Below are 25,029 nucleotides of genomic sequence, written 5' to 3' on the forward strand. Positions count from 1 at the left end.
TGTCCGTCCGCGCCTTGTCCGTCCCAGCCTTGTCCGTCAGCCCCGGGCCCGCTGGGTGGCCGCGATACAGACCAGCACGGCCGCGGCCGTCAGGGGTGCGGCGGGCGTGAGGTGCTCGCCCAGGAGCAGTACCGACCACACCAGCGTGAGCAGCGGCTGCGCCAGCTGCAACTGGCTGGCCTTCGGGATCCCGATCGCCGCCATCCCGCGATACCAGACGACCAGGCCGACGAACTGCGACCCGGCCGCCACCCACAGCAGTCCCGTCACGCTGTGCGCGGTCAGGTGCACGGGCTCGTACGACAGCGCGACCAGCGCGCCCGGCACCGTGAGCGGCAGACACAGCACCAGTGCCCAGCCGATGACCTGCCAGCCGGGCATGACCCGGGCGAGCCTTCCGCCCTCGGTGTAGCCGGCCGCGCAGATCAGCAGCGCGCCGAAGAGATACGCGTCCGCGCTGGTCAGAGCGCCGCCGCTCTGCTGCACGGTGAACGCGATCACCGCGGCCGCGCCCGCGACCGCCGCCACCCAGAACATCCGCGAGGGCCGTGCCCCCGTACGCAGCGCAGAGAACAGCGCGGTGGTGAGCGGCAGCAGACCCACGACCACGGCCGCGTGGGCGGTGGTGGACGTCTCCAGTGCGAGCGTCGTCAGCAGCGGGAAGCCGAGCACGACGCCCGCGGCGACGACCGCGAGCCCCGCCCAGTGGCGCCTGACCGGCGCGGGCACCCGCAGCGCCAGCAGACAGCCGCCCGCGATGACCGCCGCCAGCACGCTGCGCACGGCCACCAGGGACCAGGGGCCGAAGCCCTCCAAGCCCCAGACGGTGGCGGGGAAGGTGAGCGAGAAGGCGGTCACTCCGAGGGCGGCCTGCAGAGTGCCGGAGCGATGGGCGGGCGCGGAGGGGGCTGGTCCGGACTCGGCCCGGGTGTCCGGGGCGGTCCGGGGAGACGTGTGAACCGCTATCGGGGTCTCGGCGGTAGCGCTATCCTCTGCTCTCATGCAAGAGCGTAGCAGTGTGACTGATCTGGCGAATCGCCTGCGACAGGAGCTGAATCACTACTCTCCTGATGGAAAGCTGCCTTCGAGCCGCGCGCTTGTCGAGCGGTTCCGGGTGAGCCCGGTGACCGTGTCGCGCGCGCTGGCGCAGCTCTCCGCCGAGGGGCTGGTCGTCACCCGGCCGGGGGCCGGCGCCTTCCGGGCGCGCCCGCGTACGCCCGCCGCGCCCGCCGGGGACACCTCCTGGCAGGAGGTCGCGCTCAGCGCGGACGCCGCGGCCGAACTCGTGCCGCGCACGGTGGACGCCTCCGGAGTGATGGTCTCGCTCGCCGCTCCGCCGCCCGGTGTCGTCGAGTTCAACGGCGGCTATCTGCACCCGTCCCTCCAGCCCGAGCGCGCGATGGGCGCGGCCCTGTCCAGGGCGGGCCGCCGCCCCGGTGTCTGGGGCCGGCCGCCCGTGGAGGGGATCCCGGAACTGCGGGAGTGGTTCGCGCGGGGGATCGGCGGCCCGATCACCGCCGCCGAGGTGCTCATCACGTCGGGCGGACAGTCCGCGCTCACCACCGCGCTGCGCGCGCTCGCGCCGCCCGGAGCGCCGGTCCTCGTCGAATCGCCCACGTATCCGGGCATGTTGGCGATCGCCCGCGCGGCCGGACTGCGGCCCGTGCCGGTGCCCGTGGACGCCGACGGGGTGAAGCCCGCCCTGCTCGCCGACGCCTTCAAGGCCACCGGCGCCCGGGTCTTCGTCTGCCAGCCGCTGTTCCAGAACCCGACCGGCGCCGTGCTCGCGCCCGCGCGGCGCGGCGAGGTGCTGCGGATCGCGCGCGAGGCAGGCGCGTTCGTCGTGGAGGACGACTTCGTACGCCGTCTCGTGCACGAGGACGCCGGACCGCTGCCGCGCCCGCTGGCCGCCGAGGACCTCGACGGAGTCGTCGTACACGTCGGCTCGCTGACCAAGGCGACCTCGCCGAGCTTCCGGGTGAGCGCGCTGGCCGCGCGAGGCCCCGTTCTGGAGCGGCTGCGCGCCATCCAGGTCGTCGACACCTTCTTCGTGCCGCGCCCGCTCCAGGAGGCCGCGCTCGAACTCGTGGGCTCGCCCGCCTGGCCCCGCCATCTGCGCGCCGTATCCGCCGAGTTGAGGTCCCGCCGCGACACGATGACCGGCGCGCTGCGGCAGAGTCTCCCCGAACTCGCCCTTCCCCACGTCCCGTCCGGCGGCTACCACCTGTGGGTGCGGCTTCCCGACGGCACGGGGGGCACCTCCCATGCTTTCGGCTCCGGGGGAGAGGCCGCCCTTGTCGCCGGCGCCCTGCGCGAGGGCGTGTCCGTCACCCCCGGCCGCCCCTACTTCAGCGCCGAACCACCCGCGGCCCACCTGCGGTTGAGCTTCGCGGCGGTCGCGGGGACCGAGGAGATCACGGAGGGGGTACGCAGACTGCGGGCGGCCTGCGACAGGGTGCTGGGCTGAAGCCATCGACTCGTCGGACCATCGAGCCGTCCTGCCGTCGAGTACCTGACTCCCTGACCCGGCGCGGCGAAAACCGCTCGACCCAGGGCGCCCTGAACTGCGACTCTCCCCGCATGACCGATACACAAGGCCTCCCCGAGGGCTACGAGATCTCCGTCGACTCCGGCCGCGTCGACGTCGGCCGCGTGCACCACTGGCTCTCCACCGACGCGTACTGGGCCCTCGGGCGCTCCCGTGAGAAGCAGGAGAGCGCGATCGCCGGGTCCCTCAACTTCGGTGTGTACGACGGGACATCGGGGGAGCAGGTGGCGTACGCCCGGGTGGTGACCGACGAGGCGACCTTCGCCTGGCTCTGCGACGTGTACGTCGACCCGGCGGCGCGGGGCAAGGGGCTGGGCACCGCACTGGTCACCGCGGTCCGCGGGCACCTCGAACCGCTCGGCGTACGCCGGGTGCTGCTCGCCACGCACGACGCGCACGGTGTATACGAGAAGCTCGGTTTCAAGGCGCTGGAACGCCCTGACCAGTGGATGGCGCTCATCCTGGGGTGACTCCGCGAGTACCCTCCGTGTCCCCTCTTGACCTGCGGAGTTCCAGGTTCGACGATCTCGGCATGCATGTTCGGGTCACGTTCGTCGCCGCCGCGCGCAGCTCCTCACTGCTCGCGGAACGCTTCGAGGACGACCGGCCGCTGGACCAGGAGGGTTGGGCGGAAGTGCAGCGTGCGGCCCCCGAGCTGGTGCCTCTCGCCGCGGCCGAGTTGCGCTACTGCGCGCCCACGCCGCGCAGTCGGGCCACCGGGGACGCGCTCGGTTACCGGCCGCTCGTCCAGCTCGCCCTGCGCGACTGCGACATGGGCCGGTGGCGGGGGCTCACGCTCGGCGAGGCGATGGCGCGTGAGCCCCAGGCCGTCGACAGCTGGCTCGCCGATCCGCGCTCCACGCCCCACGAGGGTGAGGCACTGCTGTCCTTCATCGGCCGCGTCGGCAACTGGCTCGACACCCGGCCCGCCGACGACGGCGGCCGTATAGTCGCCGTGGCCGAACCGTCGGTGGTCCGCGCCGCCCTTGTCTACGCGCTGAAGGCGCCGCCGTCGTCGTACTGGAACGTGGACGTGCGTCCTCTGTCGATGGTCACCATCACGGGCAGTGCGGGGCGCTGGAACCTGCGCTTCGAGGGGGCGTTCCCCTACGCCTCACGGGTGTAGTCCGTGGTGAGTACGAGGTCCTTGGCGGGACCCGCCACGCGCCACACGGTCCGCCAGCGGCGCGCGTCGAGGACGGTGAACTCGCCCCGGTAGAGGTCTGCCGAACAGGGATGGTCGGCGACATACCGCCCGGAGGTCAGGTCCAGGTTGTGGAAGGGGCGGCCGTCGGAGAACCGTACGTCCGCGGTGCCCGCGCCCTCTCCCGGCAGGAACCGCAAGGTCCGCTCGGCCGGCCGGGGAGCGCCCTGCCAGACGAAGGTGCCGGACTCGTGGTGCAGGAGACCGGGTAGCCGGTCGACGTCTCTCGGTGGACCGGCGTTTTCCGGTGGACCGGCGTTCTCGGGTGGACCGGCGTTCTCCGGCGGGGCGGAGCCCTCCGGCGGTCGGGAGTCTCCCAGCCGTCGGGAGTCCAGTGGTCGGGAGTCCAGTGTTCGGGTGTCCTCCAGCGGTCCGAAAACCGTCGTCCCCCTGAAGTGCCCCTCGGCGCCGTTCGCCAGATCGCGCACCGTGCGCTCCACCCGCCAGGCTCCGGTCAGATACGCCAGCAGGTCGGCCACTGGCCAGAACTCGCCCATCCTGTCCCGCTTTCCGTCACTTCCGATCCTGCGCGATCCATTGACGCGCTCTGGCCCCCTCCCTATCTTGCCGTTCGAAGTGCTGATCGCTGTCCGAGATGTCGAACAATTCAACACTACAGAGCCGCGGAGTATCCATGTCACGCACCCGCACCCGCTGGAGACTCGGACTCACGGCCACCGCCCTCCTGGTGGCCTCCGCAGTCGTCCCGGCACCCGCGAACGCCGAGGACGTCACCGACTACGCGATCACCGTGGATCCGGGGGCCAGGGGCGCCAGGATCGACGACACCATGTACGGCGTCTTCTTCGAGGACATCAACCGCGCCGCCGACGGCGGCCTGTACGCGGAGCTCGTGCAGAACCGCTCGTTCGAGTACAGCACCGCCGACAACCGCTCCTACACGCCCCTCACCTCCTGGGGCACCTCCGGCACCGCGCGGGCCGTGAACGACGACGGGCGTCTCAACGCCCGCAACCGCACCTATCTCGCCGTCGACAGCGGCTCAGAGGTCACCAACTCCGGTTACAACACCGGGATTTCCGTCGAGAGCGGCAAAGCGTACGACTTCTCGGTGTGGGCCCGCGCGGACACGAGAGCGCCGCTGACCGTGACCCTGCACGACGCCGACGGGGAGCTCGCCGAGGCCCGCCAGGTGACCGCGCGCGGCGGCTGGGCCAAGTACCGGGCGAAGTTCACCGCGACCCGCACCAGCACCACGGGCCGCCTCACCGTCGCGGCCGGGAGCCCGGTCGCGCTCGACATGATCTCGCTGCTGCCCCGGGACACCTACAAGGGGCACGGCCTGCGCAAGGATCTCGCCCGGAAGATCGCCGACCTCCAGCCGGGCTTCGTGCGCTTTCCGGGTGGCTGTCTCGTCAACACCGGCAGCATGGCCGGATATGACGAGGCGTCGGGCTACGAGCGTCAGCGGTCCTACCAGTGGAAGGACACCGTCGGTCCGGTCGAGCAGCGCGCGACGAACTCCAACTTCTGGGGCTACAACCAGAGTTATGGACTCGGCTACTACGAGTACTTCCAGTTCTCCGAGGACATCGGCGCGATGCCGCTGCCCGTCGTGCCCGCACTCGTCACCGGCTGCGGCCAGAACCGGGCCGTCGACGACGACGCCCTGCTCCAGCGGCACATCCAGGACACCCTCGACCTCATCGAGTTCGCCAACGGGCCCGTGACGAGCGAGTGGGGCAGGAAGCGCGCGGCGATGGGCCACCCGAGGTCCTTCCACCTCACCCACCTCGAGGTCGGTAACGAGGAGAACCTCCCCAACGAGTTCTTCGCCCGTTTCACGGAGTTCCGCGCCGCCATCGCGGCCGAGTACCCGGACATCACCGTCATCTCCAACTCCGGCCCGGACGACTCCGGTTCGACCTTCGACACGGCCTGGCAGCTCAACCGGGACGCCGACGTCGCCATGGTCGACGAGCACTACTACAACAGCCCGCAGTGGTTCCTCCAGAACAACGACCGCTACGACTCCTACGACAGGAACGGCCCCAAGGTCTTCCTCGGCGAGTACGCGTCGCTCGGCAACACCTTCAAGAACGCGCTCTCCGAAGCCGCCTACATGACCGGCCTGGAACGCAACGCGGACGTCGTGAAGCTCGCCTCGTACGCCCCGCTGCTGGCCAACGAGGACTATGTGCAGTGGCGCCCGGACCTGATCTGGTTCAACAACCACGCCTCATGGGGATCGGCCGACTACGCGGTGCAGAAGCTCTTCATGACCAACGTCGGCGACCGGGTGGTGCCGTCGAGTGCCACCGGCACACCGTCCGTCAGCGGACCGATCTCCGGCGCGGTCGGCCTGTCCACCTGGGCGACCACGGCGGCGTACGACGATGTCCGGGTGACCGGCGCGGACGGGACCGCGCTGCTCGCCGACGACTTCAGCGGTGACGTCTCCCGGTGGACGCACACGGGCACCGGGAGCTGGAGAGTCCAGGACGGGCAGTACGTGCAGAGCGACGAGGCCGCGACCAACACCATGGTCGAGGCGGGTGACCCGGCCTGGCACGACTACGACCTGCATGTGAAGGCCACCAAGAGGTCCGGCAGCGAGGGCTTCCTCGTCGCCTTCGGCGTCAAGGACACCGGGAACTACTACTGGTGGAACCTCGGCGGCTGGAACAACACCACCTCCGCGGTCGAACAGGCCGTGGACGGCGGCAAGTCGACGCTCGTGTCCAAGGCGGGGTCCATCGAGACGGGCCGCGCGTACGACATCGACATCGAGGTGAGGGGCCGTCAGGTGACGCTCATGCTCGACGGCCGGGAGTGGGGGAGCTTCACCGACGACAAACCCGCCGAGCCGTTCCGCCAGGTCGTCACGCGGGACGCAAGGACCGGTGACCTGATCGTCAAGGTCGTCAACGCCCAGGCGGTGGACGCCCGTACGGCGATCGACCTGGGCGGGGCGAAGGTGGGCCGCAGGGCCGCGGTGACCACGCTCCAGGCCGCGCCCGACGCCGTGAACACCGAGACGAGCACGGCGGTCGCACCCGTGAAGTCCACCTTCGACGGGGTGGCCGACAGGTTCACGTACACCTTCCCGGCGAACTCCGTGACGTTCCTGAGGATCGGGAAGAGGTGAGGGAGAGGGCGTGATCTGCGGGGGATGAGCTGAGGGGGATGAGGTGGCGGGCGGCTCAGGCTCAGGCGCAGGAGTGTGCCTGAGCCGCCCACACCCCCTCCGCGTCGTCCAGAGCTAGGAGCGGCGGCGGGGCTTGCCGCGCTTGGCACCCTTGGTTCCCCCGGAGCCGGCGCTCCGGGGGTTCTTGCCCGTCGCCTTGCCCGTGGCGGGCTTGCGCTTGGCGGCGCTGCCCTGCTCGGGGCGCTTCGCCTTCGCCTTGGCCGTGGCCTTCGGGTCGGCCGGGGCCGGTGAAGCGGTGCGTCCACGGGTGCTGTTGACCGTTCGCCCGCGGACGATCCCGATGAAGTCCTCCACCAGGTCGGTGGTCTTCTCCTCCGGCCACGACAGGGCGACGCGCGACTCGGGGGCGTCCGTGACGGGGCGGTAGGTGAGGTCCTTGCGGTGGTGCAGGCGGGCCAGTGACTGGGGGACGAGGAGGACTCCGATGCCGGCCGCCACCAGATCGACGCCGTCCTCCGTCGTGGCGGGCCGCTCGTTCGCCGGCTGCCCCGGCAGGCGCTCCCAGCCGAGGGAGTCGTCGAGGGGATGCAGCACGATGTCGTCGGCGAGATCGTCCGTGGACACCTCGTCGACGGCCGTCACGACATGGTCCCTGGGGACCATGACCACCGTCGTCTCGGTGTAGAGCGGGATCGCGCTGAGGTCCGTACGGTCGACCGGCAAGCGTACGAAACCGGCGTCCGCGCCGCCGTCCCGGAGTACGTCGAACACCTCCGAGGCGGATACCGCGACGAGCGTCAGGGGGACGTCCGGCAGTCGCTCGTGCCAGATCCGCACCCACTTCGAGGGCGTCACCCCCGGGACGTACGCGAGCCTGAAAGACGGGGATGCTTCGGAGCCGGTCACCACGCCAGGCTACCGGCCGTGGCCGGGGGCGGCGCACGGCGGTGGTCGGAAGGCGCGGGCCGAGAGGGCCGGCGGCACGGGCCGTGCACGCCGACGGTGCGGTCCCCGGCGGTGCGGGCTGCCGTGCTGGTCGGAGCCGGGTCGTACGCTCGTTACCCTTGACCCCATGACGTCGCACCAGAACACCCAGACGATGAAGCCGGCGACCGCGGCGAAGAAGCTGGGCGTGTACCTCGAGGCCACCCCCGCGGAGTTCCAGGAGGGCGTCGTCTCGCGTGCCGAACTGGTCGCGCTGCAGACCGACCCGCCTCAGTGGCTGCTCGACCTGCGGCGCGACGGCCCGCACCCGCGGCCGGTGGTCGCCGACAGGCTGGGCGTCTCCATCGCGGGCCTGGCGCGCGGCGGAGTCACCGAGGCACTCACCACGGAGCAGATCGAGGAACTGAGGTCGGAGAATCCCGAGTGGCTGCCGCGGGAGCGCGCCACCCAGGCCGAGGTCCGCAAGGAAGCGGCCCGCCTCGAGGAGAAGAAGGCCGACGAGGCCGCACAGTCCCGCGACACGCGTTCCTGACCTCCCTCGGCGCCGCGGGCTCGGCACGGGCCGACGAGGAACTCCGCAGGCGACCGGCCCGGACCCGCCTGCGGCTCAGCCGGCCTTGCGCGCCACGCCCCCGTAGAAGCCGATCTCGCGGGACCGGGCCGACGGCTCGGTGTCCGGGCGCCAGAACGGGACCTGGGCCAGGCCGGGTTCGACCAGCTCGAAGCCGTCGAAGAACCGCTCGATCTCGGCGCGGGAGCGCAGGTTGAGCGTGGCGGTGGCCTTGTTGTAGACGGCCCTGGCAGCGCTGCGGTCGGCGAAGTCACCCGTGGCGTGCGAGAGCACCAGGAAACTGCCCGCGGGCAGCGCGTCGCCGAGTGCGGCGATGACCTGGCCGGGCTTCTCCGCGTCGGTGAGGAAGTGGAGTACGGCGACCAGGAGCAGGCCGACCGGCTTGTCGAAGTCGATCACCCGGCGCACGTCGGGATGGTCCACGACGGCACGCGGGTCGCGCAGGTCGCTCAGGACGATGCTGTTCGCGCCCGAGTGACCGAGCAGCGCGTCGCCGTGCGCCTTCACGATCGGATCGTTGTCGACGTACGCGACGCGCACGTCCGGGGCCAGCTCCTGGGCAGTCTCGTGCACGTTCGGCGAGGTGGGCAGCCCGGTGCCGATGTCGAGGATCTGACGGACACCGCCGCGGACGAGGAAGCGGACGGCCCGCTGGAGGAAGGCCCGGTTCGCCCGCACGCCGATCCGGGCTTCCGGCGCCGCGGAGATCAGCTCGTCGGCGGCCCGCTGGTCCACCTCGTAGTTGTCCTTGCCGCCCAGCAGATAGTCGTAGATCCTCGCGGGATGCGGCCTGCTGGTGTCCATCTCGGGTTCGGCGCGGAAGCCGTCCTGTCTCACGCTGCTGCTCCTCTCGGCGACCACCACGGTCCCCATGCCCGTGAGCGGCTGACGACAGCTTCCCATATCAACTGCCGTGCTCATGCCCGTAGTTAACGGCGCCGACGGCACGGCCACCGATGGCGCGCCCGACCGGCAGGTGGGGCGGCCACTCCCATGGATTGCATAAACGTGCAACGAAACGTATAGTCATGCCATCTAGGAGGAGGGTTTCATGGCGGTACGTGCGGCGGTGGCCGGAGCGAGTGGGTACGCGGGCGGGGAACTGCTGCGACTGCTCCTGGCACACCCAGAGGTCGAGGTCGGCGCGCTGACCGGCAGCTCCAACGCGGGCCGACGCCTGGGCGGGCTCCAGCCGCATCTGCTGCCACTGGCCGGCCATGTCCTCCAGGAGACCACACCCGAGGTCCTCGCCGGTCACGACGTCGTCTTCCTCGCGCTGCCGCACGGGCAGTCGGCGGCCGTCGCCGAGCGGCTCGGCCCGGAGGTCCTCGTCGTCGACATGGGCGCCGACTTCCGGCTGAAGGACCCGGCCGACTGGGAGCGGTTCTACGGCTCCGCGCACGCCGGGACCTGGCCGTACGGCCTTCCCGAACTGCCGGGTGCGCGCGCCGCGCTGGAGGGGGCCAAACGCATCGCGGTGCCCGGCTGCTACCCGACGGCCGCCTCCCTGGCGCTCTTCCCGGCGTACGCCGCGGGTCTCGCGGAGAACGAGGCCGTGATCGTCGCCGCCTCCGGGACCTCGGGAGCCGGCAAGGCGCCCAAGGCGCACCTCCTCGGCAGCGAGGTGATGGGCTCCATGTCCCCGTACGGCGTCGGCGGCGGTCACCGGCACACCCCCGAGATCATCCAGAACCTCGGCGCCGCCGCGGGCGAGCCCGTCACCGTCTCCTTCACACCGACCCTCGCCCCGATGCCCCGCGGCATCCTCGCCACGTGCAGCGCCAGGGCGAAGGCCGGCGTCACCGCCGAGTCCGTCCGGGCCGTATACGAGAAGGCGTACGCGGACGAGCCGTTCGTGCACCTGCTGCCGGAGGGGCAGTGGCCCGCGACGGCGTCCGTCTACGGTTCCAACGCCGTTCAGGTACAGGTCGCCCTCGACGCCGCCGCGCACCGCATCATCGCGATCAGCGCCATCGACAACCTGACCAAGGGCACCGCGGGCGGGGCCGTGCAGAGCATGAACATCGCTCTCGGGCTCCCCGAGGAGCTGGGCCTTTCCACGATCGGAGTCGCACCTTGAGTGTCACGGCAGCGAAGGGATTCCAGGCCGCGGGCATCGCCGCCGGGATCAAGGAGAACGGCAACCCCGACCTGGCCCTCGTGGTCAACGAGGGACCCCGGACGGCCGCCGCCGGCGTCTTCACCTCCAACCGCGTGAAGGCCGCGCCGGTGCTGTGGTCGGAACAGGTCCTCAAGGGCGGCCGGGTGAGCGCCGTGGTTCTCAACTCCGGTGGCGCCAACGCCTGTACGGGTCCCAAGGGCTTCCAGGACACGCACGCCACCGCCGAGAAGGTCGCCGGCACCCTCGGGCTCAACGCGGCCGAGGTCGCCGTCGCCTCGACCGGCCTCATCGGCCTGCTGCTCCCGATGGACAAGCTGCTCAAGGGAGTTGAGACGGCGGCCACGGCACTGAGCGAGCACGGCGGCGAGAAGGCAGCCATAGCCATCAAGACCACCGACAGCGTCCACAAGACCTCCGTGGTCACCGGCGACGGCTGGACCGTCGGCGGCATGGCGAAGGGCGCCGGCATGCTCGCCCCCGGCCTCGCCACCATGCTGGTGGTCCTGACGACGGACGCGGACGTCGAGAGCGACGTACTGGACGCGGCCCTGCGCGCCGCCACCCGCACCACCTTCGACCGCGTCGACTCCGACGGCTGCATGTCGACCAACGACACCGTGCTGCTGCTCGCCTCCGGGGCGTCCGGAGTCGCCCCGGAACAGGGCGAGTTCGCGGAGGCGGTCCGCAGGGTCTGCGACGACCTCGGCCAGCAGCTCATCCGGGACGCCGAGGGTGCGAGCAAGGACATCAAGGTCGAGGTCGTGAACGCCGCGACCGAGGACGACGCCGTCGAGGTGGGCCGCTCCATCGCCCGCAACAACCTCCTCAAGTGCGCGATCCACGGCGAGGACCCCAACTGGGGACGGGTGCTTTCGGCGATCGGCACGACGAGGGCCGCCTTCGAACCGGACCGGCTCAACGTCGCCATCAACGGCGTCTGGGTGTGCAAGGACGGCGGCGTCGGCGAGGACCGCGAGCTCGTCGACATGCGCTACCGCGAGGTCCACATCGTCGCCGACCTCGCCTCCGGCGGCGAGACCGCCACGATCTGGACCAACGACCTCACCGCGGACTACGTCCACGAGAACAGCGCCTACAGCTCATGAACAACACGACGCGGAAGCACACCGCACTCCCCAAGGCCCAGATCCTCATCGAGGCGCTGCCCTGGCTGACCAGGCACCGCGGCAAGACCGTCGTCGTCAAGTTCGGCGGCAACGCGATGATCGACGAGGATCTGAAGGCCGCCTTCGCGCAGGACATCGTCTTCCTGCACCACGCCGGCCTCAGGCCCGTCGTCGTGCACGGCGGCGGCCCGCAGATCAGCGCCGCCCTCGACCGGCACGGCATCGTCAGCGAGTTCAAGGCGGGCCTGCGGGTCACGACCGAGGACGCCATGGACGTCGTACGCATGGTGCTGGCCGGACAGGTGCAGCGCGAGCTGGTCGGACTGCTCAACCAGTACGGGCCGCTCGCCGTCGGGATGACCGGCGAGGACGCGCACACCATCACCGCCACCAAGCACCAGCCCCGGATCGACGGCGAACTGGTCGACATCGGCCGGGTCGGCGAGATCACCGCGATCGACACCGGCGCCATCGAGGCGCTGCTCGCCGACGGCCGCATCCCGGTCGTCTCCTCGATCGCCCGCTCCCAGGACGACGGACATGTCTACAACGTCAATGCTGATACGGCGGCTGCGGCACTCGCTGCGGCGCTTGGCGCCGAAACCCTCATGGTCCTCACCGACGTCGAGGGCCTCTACGAGGACTGGCCCGACAGCGACGAGGTGATCAGCCGCCTCACCGCCACCCAGCTGGAGAAACTGCTGCCCGAGCTGGCCAGCGGCATGGTGCCGAAGATGGAGGGCTGTCTGCACGCCGTCCGCAACGGCGTCACCACGGCCCGGGTCATCGACGGTCGGGTACAGCACTCGATCCTGCTGGAGATCTTCACCGACGAGGGGATCGGCACGATGGTCGTGCCGGACGACACGACTCAGGGGGACGCGTGACCGGGACCAACGCAGAGCTCACCCAGCGCTGGCAGGGCTCGCTGATGGACAACTACGGCACCCCGCGGCTGCCGCTCGTCAGGGGCGAGGGCACCAGGCTGTGGGACGCCGACGGCAAGGAGTACCTCGACTTCGTCGGCGGCATCGCGGTCAACGCGCTCGGGCACGCCCACCCGGCGATCGTCGAGGCGGTCAGCAGGCAGATCGGCTCGCTCGGCCACGTATCCAACCTCTTCGTCGCGGAGCCGCCCGTCACGCTCGCCGAACGGCTGCTCCAGCTCTTCGGGCGAGAGGGCCGTGTCTACTTCTGCAACTCGGGCGCCGAGGCCAGCGAGGGCGCCTTCAAGATCGGGCGGCTGACCGGCCGCCGGCACATGGTGGCGACCCGGGGCGGCTTCCACGGCCGGACGATGGGCGCGCTCGCGCTCACCGGCCAGCCCGCCAAGCGGGACCCCTTCCTGCCGCTGCCCGGCGACGTCACCCACGTCCCGTACGGCGACGCGCAGGCCCTCGCCGAAGCGGTCACCCCGGACACCGCGCTGGTGATCATCGAGCCGATCCAGGGCGAGAGCGGCGTGGTCGTGCCCCCGGCCGGCTATCTGAAGGCCGCCCGCGCGATCACCGCCGCCACCGGCGCGCTGCTCGTCCTGGACGAGGTACAGACCGGGATCGGCCGCACCGGACACTGGTTCGCGTACCAGGCGCACGAGGGCGTGCTGCCCGACGTCGTCACGCTGGCGAAGGGCCTCGGCGGCGGGCTGCCGCTCGGCGCGACCGTCGCCTTCGGCCGGGCCGCCGAGCTGCTGAAGCCGGGCCACCACGGCACGACCTTCGGCGGCAACCCGGTCGTCTGCGCCGCCGGACTCGCCGTACTCGACACGATCGAGTCCGAAGGGCTCCTGGAGAACGTCAAGCGCGCCGGCGAGAAACTGCGGGACGGAATCGAGTCACTGGCACACCCGTTGATCGGCCATGTCCGGGGTGCGGGCCTGCTCCTGGGTATCGTGCTCACCGAGCCGCTCGCAGCCCAGGTGCAGCAGGCGGCTCAGGACGCCGGTCTGCTGGTCAACGCGCCCGCCCCCGATGTCGTACGGCTGATGCCACCGCTGAATCTCGGCGACGACGAAGTGGGCGCGTTTCTCCAGGCTTTGCCCGGAGTCCTCGACGCGGTCGACGGGGAAGGACGAGCCGGGGAATGAGACGACGATGAGTCAGGCGCAGGACCACGAGCACGCGGGACCCGCTGTACCGCAGACCCGCACCGCACGCCATCGCCGGATCGTGGACATCCTCAACCGGCAACCGGTGCGCTCGCAGAGCCAGTTGGCGAAGCTGCTCGCCGACGACGGGCTGATCGTCACTCAGGCGACGCTCTCCCGGGACCTGGATGAGCTGAACGCGGTGAAGATCCGCAACAACGACGGCGACCTCATCTACGCGGTACCGAGCGAGGGCGGCTTCCGTACGCCGCGCGTGCCGCTGGGGGAGTCGGCGAAGGAGGAGCGGATGCGGCGGCTGTCCGCGGAGCTGCTGATCTCCGCGGAGGTCTCGGCGAACCTCGTGGTGCTGCGTACCCCACCGGGGGCCGCGCAGTTCCTCGCCTCGGCGATCGACCAGGCCGAGCTGCACGACATTCTCGGGACGATCGCCGGGGACGACACGCTGCTGCTGATCAGCCGGGATCCCACGGGCGGCCAGGCGCTTGCCGATCACCTGCTGCGGTTGGCCCAGAACACGCACTGAGCTGTACGGAGGTGGGGGCGCGCCCTGGGTCTCCGGGGGTGCGCCGCCGCGGGTTTCCGGAGACCCCCAGACCCCCGCCGCGTGCCGGGGTGGTGGTTCCGTGCCCTTGCGGGAGTGCTCACCCGAGCCTTTGCGCGAGCCTGGGGGAGGGGCTCACCCGAGCCGTTGCGCGAGCCCGCCCGTGCATCTGACCTCGTTCCCCGCCGTGATGAGCAGGGCCTCCACGTCGGGGAGCGACTCCAGCCAGTCCAGCGCCTGCCGGGAACCCATCGCGAATGCCGCCGTCGCCCAGGCGTCCGCCCAGGTCAGGCTGGGGCCCACCACCGTCACGGCGACCAGGTCGGTGACCGCGGACTTGCCGGTGCGGGGGTCGACGATGTGCGTGCCGCGCTCGGCGGTGCCGGAGGTGGCCACGGCCAGTTCGTCGGCGCCGGCCGCGGAGACCACGGCCGCCAGGGAGCCCGGGCGGAGTGGATCCGCCACGCCGACCCGCCACGGCCGGTGCGGTCCGGGGACGCCGTACAGCTGGACGTCGCCGCCGCCGTTCACGCTGACGCCGCTGGCCCCGGCCGCGGCGAGGAGCCGGGCCGCCCGCTCGGTCGACCAGCCCTTCACCAGACCCGTCGGGTCCAGCCGGCCCTCGTACCTCGTGCTGAACCAGCCGTCGCTCAGCCGCTCCGCCTCGGCGCACAGGCCGAGTACCTCGGCGACCTCCGGATCGCACTCGTCCACCGTCAGCTCGCCGTCCGCGAGCCGCGAGATCTGGCTGTGCTCCCGGTAGGTGCTGAACACCTCGTCCACCCGGCGGAGTTGGACGACGGCTTCCCGCAACGCGCTCTGGACGGCCGCTGGTTCGCCGCCGCGCACGTCGAACGAGAAGACGGTGCCCATCACCTCCTCGACGTGGCGCAGGGTGGGCGGGGCCTCCGCCGGGTCAGGCACCGGCCTTGTCCAGGGCGGACTGGAGGGACTTCTTGTATCCGGCGCTGGTGTAGGTCGCTCCGGAGACCGCGTCGATGTCGGCGCTCTGGGTGGCTGCTGCCGCCAGGTTGAGCTGGGGTACTGCATTGCCGGTCACCTCCGTGCTGCGTCCGCCGCTGGGTGCCTGGATGGCCTCGGCCTTGATGATCGAGGTGCCGTTCAGGGTGAGGCGGACCTGGACGGGCCCGTACTGGGTCTTGACGACGTCGCCGTCGACCGTCTTGCCGTCCGGGTCGGGGGCCGCGGGCGACGCGGCTGTCCTGGACGGCGCGGGTGCCTTGGACGCCGCGGCGGACGGCTGCTGTGCCGGTGCGCTGTCGGCGGCCTGGTCGAGCGCCGACTGGAGGGACTTCTTGTATCCGGCGCTGGTGTAGGTCGCTCCGGAGACGGCGTCGATGTCGGCCGTGCCCGCGGCGACGGCGGCCTGGTTGAGTTTCGGTACGGCGTCCGCGGTGACCGTGGTGCTCTGGCCGCCGCTGGGCGCCTGGACGGCCTCGGCCTTGGTGACCTTGTCGCCGCTGAGGGTGAGACGGACCTGGACGGGCCCGTACTGGGTGTCGGCCACGCTTCCGGTGACCGTACGGGCCTGGGACGACTTGTCAGAGCTGCCGCCCTGCGGCGACTCCTGCCCCGCCGCCGGCGGCTGGACCGCTCCGCCCTGCGCCGAGGCGGAGGCCGGATCGGACCCCGGCTTCAGCGAGAGCAGCAGGACGATCCCGGACACGGTTGCGGCGGTTGCGAGCATGACACGCCTGAGAGGGTGGCTCTTCTTCATCGCTCCTGACTCCCGTCGCTCACATCTCGAACGACTCGTGATGGATGCGGCGGGCGGGTACTCCCGCGCCGCGCAGTGCTTCGTACACCTGCTGCGCGAAGCCGGGCGGCCCGCACATGAAGACGTCATGGCTCTCGATGTCCGGCAGTTTCCGGCGCAGGCTGTCCGCGGAGATGTCCGGGCGCTCCCCGTCGGGGCTGTTCACCGCGTACATCAGCCGGGCCCCGCGCTCCTTGGAGATGACCGCCAACTCGTCCCACAGGGCCAGGTCCTGGGTGCTGTTCGCCCGGTAGAGCAGGGTCAGGTCACCGGACGCGCCGGGCAGCGTCTCGAACAGCGCGCGCATCGGGGTGATGCCGACGCCGCCTGCCACCAGCAGAACCTTTCCGCGGCTGCGCTTGGCCGCCGTCAGCGCGCCGTACGGGCCCTCGGCCCAGACCCGGGTGCCGGGCTCCAGCTCGCGCAGCGCGGAGCTGTGGTCGCCGATCGCCTTCACGGTGATGCGCAGCATGTTGGGCCGGGGCGACGCCGACAGCGAGTACGGGTGGGAGCTGAGGCGCATTCCCGGCGCGAGGAAACGCCAGCGGAAGAACTGTCCGGCCTCGGCACCCATCCGGTGCAGCTTCCGCCCGCTGATCAGCACCGACACGATCCCCGGGGCCTCCTCGACGACCGCCTCGACCCGCATCCGGTGCCGCATGTTCAGCCGGACCGGCACGAACACCCGGTACCAGAGCACCAGCGCGGTCACCGTGCCGTACAGCGCGTACCAGGCGGTCGTCGCGGCCGGCTGGACCGCGAAGTCGTTGCCGGTGGTGAGCTGGTGCCAGAACGACAGGTACACGGCGGCGTAGGTGAGCAGGTGGATGTGGTACCAGGTGTCGTACGGCATCCTGCGGCGCACCGGGCCGATGGAGAGCAGACCGATGAGGAGCAGCAGTCCGGCGCCGATCGCGGCCTTGCCCATGTCGGGGAGCTGGTTCACCGAGTCGATGAACTGCTGCACGATGTCGGCGAATCCCCGGCCGGACTGGAGCGCGTAGCCGTACATCGTCAGGACGATGTGCGCGATGACCAGACAGAGCGTGTAGCGGCCGCTCATCGCGTGCCAGCGGGACACCCGGTCGGAGCCCACCCGGCGCTCCAGCGCGGGCACCCTGGCCATCTGGAGCACCACGAGCGCCATCAGATACCCGGCCAACAGACCGGTGATCCGGCCCGCGTTGACCATCCTGCTGGTGTGGTCCGCGATGGACGGCGTGTTGCTCCACCACAGCCAGATGACGCCGGCCGCGCCCGCCCAGACGGCGAGCAGCAGGGGGACGGCGGGGTTGCGGCGAGGGCGGATACGGCGCATGGTCTGGCGCCGCGCGGCGCGGCCACCGGCGATCGTGGACACGGTTCCTCCGTGGTCGTCCGTGGGGACGGGGCAAGGGGAGAGTCCCCCTTGGTCCAGAGGTACGTGGCGCGACCGCGGTGTGTTCAACGCCTGCCGAGTCCTGTGTGAACTGGTGGGACCGGCGGTAACCGACCGCCGCCCGGGTCCCCGACGACGCTCAGTACCGGGTGAGCGCGGTCGCCCCGCCCGCCGTGCCGATCGCGATGTGCGGAGCGCGTGCCGGATCGGCCCACGTCAGGATCCGCCGCATCGCCTCCCGCGGCACGGACACACAACCGGCGGTCGCCGCCCGCCCGTTGACGTGCAGGAAGATGCCCGCACCGCGCCCGCGCACCGGCCGCTGGTAGTTGAACCCGATGACGAGGCCGTACGCGTACTGCGTGCTGTACGAGATCAGGTGCTCGGACTCCGCGGCGCGGCAGTCGGCGGCGCGGGGCTCGGTCCACCGGTTGTAGGCGCGGGAGTCGTTGTCCTGGCACCACCAGGAGTTCTGGCGGACCCGCCGGTACGGGGTCCTGGTCCCGGCGGGCGCTGCCTCGATCCCGAACGCGTACGGAAGGCCGTACAGCCCGGTGGGTGTCGTGTTCGTCCCCTGTCTGCGGGAGCCGCCCTCGGTCAGTCCGTTGGCGCCGAAGCGCGCGGTCGAGGAACCGGCCTTCACCCAGTGTCCGTCGCGCCGGTCCCACCAGGTGACGGTCCCCGTCGTCGAGGACGTGCGGGCGGCCCGCGCGGTGATGAGCTGGGTGCCGCCGCCGGTGTCCGCCATCCGTTCCGGCAGGGGAGGCGGACCGCCCGGGGACAGACCCAGGGCGAGGAGGGACACGGACACGAGGAGCACGGCGGCACCGGGACGACGCATGGACCGGACGCTACGCGGAGGCGGCGGCCGGGGCAGCCCGGGTGGGCCGTCCAGGCGTCGTCCGCCGGGTGTGCACCGGGTCCGTCGCCGGTGCCGCCGGTGTTCCTAACTCGGCTGGACACCCAGCGGGTTCAGCAGGTCGGGGTTGCCCTCGAACGCGTAGAGCAGCAGATCGCTCATCCGGAAGGTGATCTGGTCCACGGCGAGGGTGGGACGCCATTCGGGGTCGCGGACGATGGAGTGCCGACTGCCCTCCATGGCCCGGTGGAAGACCTCGGCGACGATGCGGCCGCCGACCCCGGTCAGCCGCCCGTCGCCCCTGACCTCGGCCTCCCTGAGGATGTAGAACCACAGGGGCGTCTTCGTCCTGACGAACTCCAGGTCCTCGGGGCTCAGTCCGGCCAGCGAGGCGCCGCCGCTGCCGTGTTCGATCTCCTCCGGTGTGAGCCGGTCCTCCTCCTCCAGCTTGAGGAACTCCGCCATCTCCTGGCCGGTCGCCAGTTTGAGCATGTTGGCGCGGGTGAGATTCCGGAAAGCGAGATTCCGCTCGATGTCCGGGACGGTCGATCCCCGGGCGCCGAACGACCCCAGCGGGAGGTGCTTGAGCACGTCCACCAGCACGGTGTCGATCCGCTTGGCCAGGTTGAACTGGTCCGCGGGCCTCGTGAGCTCCTTGCGGCCGGTCTCGCTGAAGTCGAAGAGCCGGGGGAGATCGGCGATCCAGTTGGTCGGCAGACGCTCCGACCTGCCCGCGTCCGGGTTGTCGTCGTCGACGGGGAAGGGCTGGAAGTTACCGCTGGTCGCGGAGAAGACGAAGATCAGCCGGAGCGTCGCACGAGCGAGCGTGCCGGGGGCCTGACCGCTGTTGAACACGCGGTTCCACTCGTACTCCTCGCGGACCATGCTGTGGCCCAGCCGGAAGGCCGCCACCGAGAACTCGATGGGCATGGTGGGGGTGTCACCGGGCCGAAGGGCCCGGTAAGTGTCGTCCTGGGCGCCGGCGTCGTCCCCGTACTCGATCTTCGGGGCCACGTCGAGGTACCTGCGGCCGTGGTGGAAGACGTCGTCCACGATCCGGTCGTCGACGATCCGGGTCAGGTAGTCCGTGCGCAGCATCCACTGGTAGTGCTTGACGACCAGCTCGCGCGCGGTGTCGAAGAGCGCCGCGCTGTCCGTCCCCCGCGCGGCCAGGTCGCCGACCACCTTGTTGTGGAAGCGGATGAAGGCGCAGTGGATCTGGGCGACGGCGAGGTTCTCGTCGTTGCGGGGGTCGGGGATCAGGGCGGCCCGCCGCTCCCCGATCGAGGAGCCGATGCCGGCCCTGGGCAGGTCGAACCCGTCCAGTTCCCGCTGGGGTACGTCGTTGACGCCGTCCCCGGGGCCTCCCGACGAAATGGTCCGGCCGGTGCGCAGCCGGACTCCGTCGGGTCCGTAGAACTTCCGGTCCTGCGGCTTCCGCGGCCCGCGGCCGTACAGGCTGTCGAGGTCCAGGGCGGGCGAGCGGCCCTGGACGAGTTCGTCGACGGTGACGTCCTGCTCCAGGTCCCGGGCGGTGGCGTCGAGCGTCAGGTCGTGGTCGACGAACTGGCCCAGGTAGGTGAATCCCGCCGGAACGGCGGGGTGGGAGGAGTCCGGAGTCTCCCCAGCGGGTGTCATCGCCTCGGCGAGCGCCTCGCGCAGCGGCCTACCTGTCACCGTGGTCCCGGGCTCGGGGCCCAGACGGGAGAAGCGGAACCTGCGCAGTGCGGCGAGGGTCGACGGCGTCGAGGGCTCGACCGGGTCTTCGGTGCCCACCCCCGGATCGTTGAAGATCCCTTCGCCGACGACGTAGTAGGAGTTGCGGATATGGCGTTTGCTCTGCGGTTCGCGTGCGGCTCGGAACATGGATCCCCCATTTGTTCCTGGTGTTTCCCACCCAGCGGGCGGTCTGTGCCGAGCGTAAGGGCTCCGGGCGGCGGAAGGGAGAATTCCGTCAAATAGCCCAACAGCCTTTTATGACAAGAAGATCCGCAAAATGTCAGTACTCCGACATCACGTCACAGAGTGGCGCAAGGTTCCCGAGATGTGCGGGCTCAGGCTGGGGTGGGAGGCAGCGGCAGGGGCAGCCCGGGCAGGCCGTCGATGCTCGCCGCGATGTGGTCCTTCTTCTCGAAGTACGTGCTGAGGGAGGCGTCGTCCTCGCGCGCGAAGCGCCTGGCGTGCAGGTCGCGGTCCTCGTCGTACGACATGTAGGGCACCGCGTAGCCGCAGGTGTCGCGGATGTGCTCGGCCGTCACGACGACGATCGCGCGCAGGCCGTGCGAGGCCGGGTCGATGTCCGGGAAGCGGGCGAGCAGTTCCCCGAAGCGCGGGTCGTCCCGGAAGACGGGCTCACCGCGGCCGTGCACCCGGACGATGTTCGGCGGCCCCTGGAAGGCGCACCACATCAGGGTGATCCGGCCGTTCTCCCGAAGATGGGCGATCGTCTCGGCGTTGCTTCCCGCGAAGTCCAGGTAGGCCACGGTCAGTTCGTCCAGCACCGCGAAGGAGCCGGTGAGTCCCTTGGGCGAGAGGTTGACCGTGCCGGCCGCGGAGAGGGGAGCTGTCGCGGTGAAGAAGAGGGGCTGCGCCTCGATGAACGTACGAAGCCGACCGTCTATGCGCTCATAAGTCTTTCCCATGGCTAACGATTATTGACCAAGTTCCTTACTTTGTCTAAGGAATAATGCGGTCCGTGGCCGCCCCGGCCGATGTGTGGGGCGGCCACGGATCCGTCATCCGGTGTTCGTCACTTGTTGAGGGCGCAGGTCGCCAGGGACCCGAGGCCCTGCGGCTTGGCCGACGTGCGGCCGATAGCGATGGCGATGCGGTCGATGGTGGACGTCCGCTTGTCGGCCAGCGGGCCGAGGATCGCGTTCTGGACGAAGTTGGCGCCACCCTGGCCGACGGTGTTCACCAGCCGGGTGTTCGCCTCGGAGATCTGGGTGTTCAGCAGCGTGAGGTTCCGGTCGACCTCGGCCTGGGCGGAGGCGGGGATCGCGGGCAGGCTCGACGCGACGTCCGGGCAGGTGATCGTGCCGGCGGCGCCGGCCGCGGGCACGGGTGCGGCCGAGGTGGCCGGTGCGCTCGCCGGGGTGCTGGGCGTCGCGGCCGCGCCCCCGCCTGCCGCGTTCAGCGCGCACGGCGCGAGCGAGTCCAGGCCCACCGGCTTGGCGGCGGTGCGGCCGATCGCCGTGGCTATGCGGTTGATGGTCGCGACGCGCTTGTCCTTGAGGGGGCCGAGGATCGCGTTCTGGACGAAGTTGGGCCCGCCCTGTCCGACCGTGTCGACCAGCCGCTTGTTCGCCTCCGCGATCTGGGTGTTCAGAAGCGTGAGATTGCGGTCGACCTCGGCCTGGGCGGAGGCGGGGATCGCGGGCAGGCTCGGCGCGACGGCCGGGCAGTTCACCGTGCCGGGGGCGGCCTTCGTCGTGGCGTTCTGGCCGCCGCTTCTGGAGGTCTCGCCGGCCAGTGCCGAGCCGGCGATGATCGCTCCGGACAACACCACCGCGGAGGCGCCACCGATCAGGGCGATGCGGCGCTTGTGGTACTTCGGAAGAGCCCTGGACATGCGGATGCCTCACTCGGGTCAGGGGGTGGGGAGCCGCCCGGCGGTAGTCCGGGCGGTGTGTCTCTCGGCGTACGAACGCGGCGCCTGCGCTCGGGGAGAGGTACGGGTAAGCGGTTTCCCGTGTTCAAAGCGTGCTCGAAGAAGTTCGGACGTGGACGCGCCGCGGAAGCTCACGCGTGGACGCGTCACGGAAGTTCGGGCATGAGCGCATCAAAAAGGGGCCCCGTATTGACGAATCATGCAGAGTTCTGCATACTCATGCATGACAGCGGATGCAGTGTGAGGAGAAACCCGTGACCGAGCGCGTCGTACTCGCCTACTCGGGCGGCCTGGACACCTCCGTCGCCATCGGCTGGATCGCCGAGGAGACGGGCGCCGAGGTCATCGCGGTCGCCGTGGACGTCGGCCAGGGCGGCGAGGACCTGGACGTCATCCGCAAGCGCGCGCTCGCCTGCGGCGCGGTCGAGGCCGAGGTCGCGGACGCCAAGGACGAGTTCGCCGAGGAGTACTGCCTCCCGGCGATCAAGGCCAACGCCCTCTACATGGACCGCTATCCGCTGGTCTCCGCCCTCTCCCGGCCGGCGATCGTCAAGCACCTCGTCGCCGCCGCGCACAAGCACGGCGCCACCACGGTCGCGCACGGCTGCACCGGCAAGGGCAACGACCAGGTGCGCTTCGAGGCCGGCATCGTCGCCCTCGCCCCGGACCTCGACTGCATCGCCCCGGTCCGCGACTACGCGATGACCCGCGACAAGGCGATCGCGTTCTGCGAGCAGAAGCAGCTCCCCATCGCCACCTCCAAGAAGTCCCCGTACTCCATCGACCAGAACGTCTTCGGGCGGGCCGTCGAGACGGGCTTCCTGGAGGACATCTGGAACGCGCCGATCGAGGACGTCTACGAGTACACCTCGAACCCGGCGGAGCCGCGTGGGTCCGACGAGGTCGTCATCTCCTTCAAGGAGGGCGTTCCGGTCGCGATCGACGGCAGGCCCGTCAGCGTCCTCCAGGCCATCCAGCAGCTCAACGAGCGCGCCGGGGCCCAGGGCATCGGCCGTATCGACATGGTCGAGGACCGTCTCGTGGGCATCAAGTCCCGTGAGGTGTACGAGGCTCCGGGCGCGATCGCCCTGATCACCGCCCACCAGGAGCTGGAGAACGTCACCGTCGAGCGCGAACTCGCCCGCTACAAGCGGCAGGTGGAGCAGCGCTGGGGCGAACTGGTCTACGACGGCCAGTGGTTCTCCCCGCTCAAGCGCGCCCTGGACGGCTTCATCGACGAGGCGAACCAGCACGTCAACGGCGACATCCGGATGACCCTGCACGGTGGCCGCGCCGTCGTCACCGGCCGGCGCTCCGAGACCTCGCTCTACGACTTCGGCCTGGCGACGTACGACACGGGTGACACCTTCGACCAGGCCGCGGCCAAGGGTTTCATCGACATCTACAGCCTGTCGTCGAAGATCGCGGCGCGGCGTCAATCGCCGGTACAGCCCGACGCGGACCTGACGTAGGGCTCGTCCGTACTAGCCTGATGACCGCCTTCTCGCCCTTCGGTGGGGAGGCGGTGGCACATCAACAGCTTTGAGGAGCAACGCAAGTGAGCAGCAACAGCGGTGACGTACGGCTCTGGGGCGGACGTTTCGCCGACGGTCCCGCCGAGGCCCTGGCCAAGCTGTCCGCGTCGGTCCACTTCGACTGGCGCCTCGCGCCGTACGACATCGCCGGATCGCGTGCCCACGCCCGGGTGCTGCACAAGGCGGGCCTGCTCACCGAGGACGAGCTCACCCGCATGACCGCGGGCCTCGACCGGCTCGAAGCCGATGTCGCGGACGGCTCCTTCGTGGGCACCGTCGCCGACGAGGACGTCCATACGGCCCTGGAACGCGGCCTGCTGGAGCGCCTCGGCGTCGACCTCGGGGGCAAGCTCCGCGCGGGCCGCTCCCGCAACGACCAGGTCGCGACCCTCTTCCGGATGTACCTGCGCGACCACGCCCGCGTGATCGGCGGTCTGATCGCCGACCTGCAGGACGCCCTGGTCGGCCTGGCCGAGGCCCACCCCGACGTGGCGATGCCCGGCCGTACGCACCTCCAGCACGCCCAGCCGGTGCTGTTCGCGCACCACGTCCTCGCGCACGCCCAGTCCCTCTCCCGGGACGCCGAGCGGCTGCGCCAGTGGGACGAGCGCACCGCGGTCTCCCCGTACGGCTCGGGAGCCCTGGCCGGTTCCTCGCTCGGCCTCGACCCGGAGGCGGTGGCGAAGGACCTGGGCTTCGAGCACGGCAGCGTGGGCAACTCCATCGACGGCACGGCCTCCCGCGACTTCGTCGCCGAGTTCGCCTTCATCACCGCGATGATCGGGGTGAACCTCTCCCGGATCGCCGAGGAGATCATCATCTGGAACACGAAGGAGTTCTCCTTCGTCACCCTCCACGACGCGTTCTCCACGGGCTCCTCGATCATGCCGCAGAAGAAGAACCCGGACATCGCGGAGCTGGCGCGCGGCAAGAGCGGCCGCCTCATCGGCAACCTGACCGGGCTGATGGCGACCCTCAAGGCCCTCCCGCTCGCGTACAACCGCGACCTCCAGGAGGACAAGGAGCCGGTCTTCGACTCCTGCGACCAGCTCGAGGTCCTGCTCCCCGCCTTCACCGGCATGATGGCGACCCTGACCGTCAACCGTGAGCGCATGGAGGAGCTGGCCCCGGCCGGCTTCTCACTCGCCACCGACATCGCCGAGTGGCTGGTCAAGCAGGGCGTTCCGTTCCGCGTCGCGCACGAGGTCGCGGGCGAGTGCGTGAAGGCCGCCGAGGCCGACGGCGTCGAGCTGGACGGCCTCACCGACGAGCAGTTCGCGAAGATCTCGGCGCATCTGACGCCGGAGGTCCGGACCGTCCTCAACGTGCACGGCGCGCTCGCGTCCCGCGACGGTCGAGGCGGTACGGCCCCGAGCGCGGTCGCGATCCAACTGGCAGAGGTGAAGCAGGACGTGGCGGCCCAGCACGAGTGGGCCACGGCCAAGAAGAAGCGGTAGGGCAACGCCCTTCAGGGGCGCGGGGAACTGCGCGACAGGCCACAGCGATCCCGCACCCGCCGAAGCACGGTACGAACCGAGCTCTCAGGCGAAGCCAAAGGGCATCGCGGGTTACGTTGGTCGGAGCCGACCGAACGGA

At 70.7% G+C, this 25,029-nt stretch carries 23 protein-coding genes; 12 read left to right on the forward strand and 11 right to left on the reverse strand.

What is annotated here, in order from left to right; translation table 11 throughout:
* Positions 1-36 precede the first annotated feature (36 nt).
* A complete protein-coding gene (locus tag ACIBLC_RS16860) occupies positions 37-1,002 on the reverse strand; it encodes a DMT family transporter (protein WP_399211702.1) in 966 nt (321 codons plus the stop codon).
* Between ACIBLC_RS16860 and ACIBLC_RS16865 the strand changes: the two genes are divergently transcribed.
* The 3 genes from ACIBLC_RS16865 (at position 1,001) to ACIBLC_RS16875 (ending at position 3,674) form a co-directional block, all read left to right on the forward strand.
* On the forward strand, positions 1,001-2,467 hold the full coding sequence (locus tag ACIBLC_RS16865; protein ID WP_399211703.1) for a PLP-dependent aminotransferase family protein: 1,467 nt from the start codon (positions 1,001-1,003) through the stop codon (positions 2,465-2,467). The two genes, ACIBLC_RS16860 and ACIBLC_RS16865, sit on opposite strands and share 2 nt — an antisense overlap.
* 113 nt (positions 2,468-2,580) lie before the next feature.
* Complete coding sequence (locus ACIBLC_RS16870) at positions 2,581-3,018, forward strand: GNAT family N-acetyltransferase (protein WP_399211704.1); 438 nt, start codon at positions 2,581-2,583, stop codon at positions 3,016-3,018.
* A gap of 62 nt (positions 3,019-3,080) precedes the next feature.
* Entirely contained in the window at positions 3,081-3,674 is a 594-nt protein-coding gene (locus ACIBLC_RS16875) for a histidine phosphatase family protein (protein ID WP_399211705.1), read from the forward strand.
* Here the strand turns inward: ACIBLC_RS16875 and ACIBLC_RS16880 are convergent.
* Positions 3,656-4,249 carry a DUF6314 family protein gene (locus ACIBLC_RS16880; RefSeq protein ID WP_399211706.1) on the reverse strand — a complete coding sequence of 198 codons (594 nt, stop codon included), beginning with the start codon at positions 4,247-4,249 and terminating at the stop codon, positions 3,656-3,658. The two genes, ACIBLC_RS16875 and ACIBLC_RS16880, sit on opposite strands and share 19 nt — an antisense overlap.
* A gap of 137 nt (positions 4,250-4,386) precedes the next feature.
* On the opposite strand from ACIBLC_RS16880, the gene ACIBLC_RS16885 reads away from it, so the two are divergent.
* A complete protein-coding gene (locus tag ACIBLC_RS16885; RefSeq protein ID WP_399211707.1) occupies positions 4,387-6,861 on the forward strand; it encodes an alpha-L-arabinofuranosidase C-terminal domain-containing protein in 2,475 nt (824 codons plus the stop codon).
* A 114-nt stretch (positions 6,862-6,975) separates the two neighbouring features.
* Here the strand turns inward: ACIBLC_RS16885 and ACIBLC_RS16890 are convergent, their stop codons facing one another.
* Entirely contained in the window at positions 6,976-7,767 is a 792-nt protein-coding gene (locus ACIBLC_RS16890) for a LysR family substrate-binding domain-containing protein (RefSeq protein ID WP_399211708.1), read from the reverse strand.
* Between the two features lie 166 nt (positions 7,768-7,933).
* On the opposite strand from ACIBLC_RS16890, the gene ACIBLC_RS16895 reads away from it, so the two are divergent.
* Positions 7,934-8,338 (forward strand): DUF5997 family protein, encoded by a 405-nt coding sequence (locus tag ACIBLC_RS16895; protein ID WP_399211709.1) that lies wholly within the window; start codon positions 7,934-7,936, stop codon positions 8,336-8,338.
* A 75-nt stretch (positions 8,339-8,413) separates the two neighbouring features.
* Here ACIBLC_RS16895 and ACIBLC_RS16900 read toward each other — a convergent pair whose 3' ends face one another.
* Entirely contained in the window at positions 8,414-9,214 is an 801-nt protein-coding gene (locus ACIBLC_RS16900; RefSeq protein WP_399211710.1) for an SAM-dependent methyltransferase, read from the reverse strand.
* A gap of 214 nt (positions 9,215-9,428) precedes the next feature.
* Between ACIBLC_RS16900 and argC the strand changes: the two genes are divergently transcribed.
* Genes argC through ACIBLC_RS16925 form a run of 5 tightly spaced genes read left to right on the forward strand, consistent with a single transcriptional unit; the run spans position 9,429 to position 14,256 of the window.
* The gene (gene argC, locus ACIBLC_RS16905; protein WP_399211711.1) at positions 9,429-10,457 is read left to right on the forward strand and encodes an N-acetyl-gamma-glutamyl-phosphate reductase; all 1,029 of its coding nucleotides are present in this window, start codon (positions 9,429-9,431) and stop codon (positions 10,455-10,457) included.
* Positions 10,454-11,605, forward strand: a complete 1,152-nt coding sequence (argJ, locus tag ACIBLC_RS16910; protein ID WP_399211712.1) for a bifunctional glutamate N-acetyltransferase/amino-acid acetyltransferase ArgJ — start codon at positions 10,454-10,456, stop codon at positions 11,603-11,605. Before argC ends, argJ begins: the two co-directional genes overlap by 4 nt.
* Positions 11,602-12,513, forward strand: a complete 912-nt coding sequence (argB, locus tag ACIBLC_RS16915; protein WP_399211713.1) for an acetylglutamate kinase — start codon at positions 11,602-11,604, stop codon at positions 12,511-12,513. Before argJ ends, argB begins: the two co-directional genes overlap by 4 nt.
* A complete protein-coding gene (locus tag ACIBLC_RS16920) occupies positions 12,510-13,712 on the forward strand; it encodes an acetylornithine transaminase (RefSeq protein ID WP_399211714.1) in 1,203 nt (400 codons plus the stop codon). Before argB ends, ACIBLC_RS16920 begins: the two co-directional genes overlap by 4 nt.
* A 7-nt stretch (positions 13,713-13,719) precedes the next feature.
* Complete coding sequence (locus tag ACIBLC_RS16925; RefSeq protein ID WP_387181295.1) at positions 13,720-14,256, forward strand: arginine repressor; 537 nt, start codon at positions 13,720-13,722, stop codon at positions 14,254-14,256.
* A gap of 153 nt (positions 14,257-14,409) precedes the next feature.
* Here ACIBLC_RS16925 and ACIBLC_RS16930 read toward each other — a convergent pair whose 3' ends face one another.
* From ACIBLC_RS16930 to ACIBLC_RS16960, 7 genes are all read right to left on the reverse strand, one after another.
* Positions 14,410-15,147 carry an FAD:protein FMN transferase gene (locus ACIBLC_RS16930; RefSeq protein ID WP_399211818.1) on the reverse strand — a complete coding sequence of 246 codons (738 nt, stop codon included), beginning with the start codon at positions 15,145-15,147 and terminating at the stop codon, positions 14,410-14,412.
* 43 nt (positions 15,148-15,190) lie between these two features.
* The gene (locus ACIBLC_RS16935) at positions 15,191-16,012 is read right to left on the reverse strand and encodes an FMN-binding protein (RefSeq protein WP_399211715.1); all 822 of its coding nucleotides are present in this window, start codon (positions 16,010-16,012) and stop codon (positions 15,191-15,193) included.
* 19 nt (positions 16,013-16,031) lie between these two features.
* Entirely contained in the window at positions 16,032-17,369 is a 1,338-nt protein-coding gene (locus tag ACIBLC_RS16940) for a ferric reductase-like transmembrane domain-containing protein (RefSeq protein WP_399211819.1), read from the reverse strand.
* A 199-nt stretch (positions 17,370-17,568) separates the two neighbouring features.
* Entirely contained in the window at positions 17,569-18,270 is a 702-nt protein-coding gene (locus ACIBLC_RS16945; RefSeq protein ID WP_399211716.1) for a L,D-transpeptidase, read from the reverse strand.
* A 105-nt stretch (positions 18,271-18,375) separates the two neighbouring features.
* Entirely contained in the window at positions 18,376-20,154 is a 1,779-nt protein-coding gene (locus ACIBLC_RS16950) for a heme peroxidase family protein (RefSeq protein ID WP_399211717.1), read from the reverse strand.
* A 188-nt stretch (positions 20,155-20,342) separates the two neighbouring features.
* A complete protein-coding gene (locus ACIBLC_RS16955) occupies positions 20,343-20,930 on the reverse strand; it encodes a pyridoxamine 5'-phosphate oxidase family protein (RefSeq protein ID WP_399211718.1) in 588 nt (195 codons plus the stop codon).
* 107 nt (positions 20,931-21,037) lie between these two features.
* The gene (locus ACIBLC_RS16960) at positions 21,038-21,859 is read right to left on the reverse strand and encodes a hypothetical protein (RefSeq protein ID WP_399211719.1); all 822 of its coding nucleotides are present in this window, start codon (positions 21,857-21,859) and stop codon (positions 21,038-21,040) included.
* Between the two features lie 293 nt (positions 21,860-22,152).
* On the opposite strand from ACIBLC_RS16960, the gene ACIBLC_RS16965 reads away from it, so the two are divergent.
* Together ACIBLC_RS16965 and argH are read left to right on the forward strand one after the other, a co-directional pair.
* Positions 22,153-23,370, forward strand: a complete 1,218-nt coding sequence (locus ACIBLC_RS16965; RefSeq protein ID WP_399211720.1) for an argininosuccinate synthase — start codon at positions 22,153-22,155, stop codon at positions 23,368-23,370.
* An 86-nt stretch (positions 23,371-23,456) separates the two neighbouring features.
* Complete coding sequence (gene argH / locus ACIBLC_RS16970) at positions 23,457-24,890, forward strand: argininosuccinate lyase (protein WP_399211721.1); 1,434 nt, start codon at positions 23,457-23,459, stop codon at positions 24,888-24,890.
* Positions 24,891-25,029: the final 139 nt, after the last annotated feature.

Origin of the sequence: Streptomyces sp. NPDC050535 (assembly GCF_044457665.1) — a bacterium.
In the GTDB taxonomy this organism is placed as follows: Bacteria; Actinomycetota; Actinomycetes; order Streptomycetales; family Streptomycetaceae; genus Streptomyces.

Coding starts and splice junctions, on each gene's coding strand:
- ACIBLC_RS16865 (WP_399211703.1), top strand. CDS start 1,001: ATGCAAGAGCGTAGCAGTGTGACTGATCTGGCGAATCGCCTGCGACAG.
- ACIBLC_RS16860 (WP_399211702.1), bottom strand. CDS start 1,002: ATGAGAGCAGAGGATAGCGCTACCGCCGAGACCCCGATAGCGGTTCAC.
- ACIBLC_RS16870 (WP_399211704.1), top strand. CDS start 2,581: ATGACCGATACACAAGGCCTCCCCGAGGGCTACGAGATCTCCGTCGAC.
- ACIBLC_RS16875 (WP_399211705.1), top strand. CDS start 3,081: ATGCATGTTCGGGTCACGTTCGTCGCCGCCGCGCGCAGCTCCTCACTG.
- ACIBLC_RS16880 (WP_399211706.1), bottom strand. CDS start 4,249: ATGGGCGAGTTCTGGCCAGTGGCCGACCTGCTGGCGTATCTGACCGGA.
- ACIBLC_RS16885 (WP_399211707.1), top strand. CDS start 4,387: ATGTCACGCACCCGCACCCGCTGGAGACTCGGACTCACGGCCACCGCC.
- ACIBLC_RS16895 (WP_399211709.1), top strand. CDS start 7,934: ATGACGTCGCACCAGAACACCCAGACGATGAAGCCGGCGACCGCGGCG.
- argC (WP_399211711.1), top strand. CDS start 9,429: ATGGCGGTACGTGCGGCGGTGGCCGGAGCGAGTGGGTACGCGGGCGGG.
- argB (WP_399211713.1), top strand. CDS start 11,602: ATGAACAACACGACGCGGAAGCACACCGCACTCCCCAAGGCCCAGATC.
- ACIBLC_RS16925 (WP_387181295.1), top strand. CDS start 13,720: ATGAGTCAGGCGCAGGACCACGAGCACGCGGGACCCGCTGTACCGCAG.
- ACIBLC_RS16930 (WP_399211818.1), bottom strand. CDS start 15,147: ATGGGCACCGTCTTCTCGTTCGACGTGCGCGGCGGCGAACCAGCGGCC.
- ACIBLC_RS16935 (WP_399211715.1), bottom strand. CDS start 16,012: ATGAAGAAGAGCCACCCTCTCAGGCGTGTCATGCTCGCAACCGCCGCA.
- ACIBLC_RS16940 (WP_399211819.1), bottom strand. CDS start 17,369: ATGCGCCGTATCCGCCCTCGCCGCAACCCCGCCGTCCCCCTGCTGCTC.
- ACIBLC_RS16945 (WP_399211716.1), bottom strand. CDS start 18,270: ATGCGTCGTCCCGGTGCCGCCGTGCTCCTCGTGTCCGTGTCCCTCCTC.
- ACIBLC_RS16950 (WP_399211717.1), bottom strand. CDS start 20,154: ATGTTCCGAGCCGCACGCGAACCGCAGAGCAAACGCCATATCCGCAAC.
- ACIBLC_RS16955 (WP_399211718.1), bottom strand. CDS start 20,930: ATGGGAAAGACTTATGAGCGCATAGACGGTCGGCTTCGTACGTTCATC.
- ACIBLC_RS16960 (WP_399211719.1), bottom strand. CDS start 21,859: ATGTCCAGGGCTCTTCCGAAGTACCACAAGCGCCGCATCGCCCTGATC.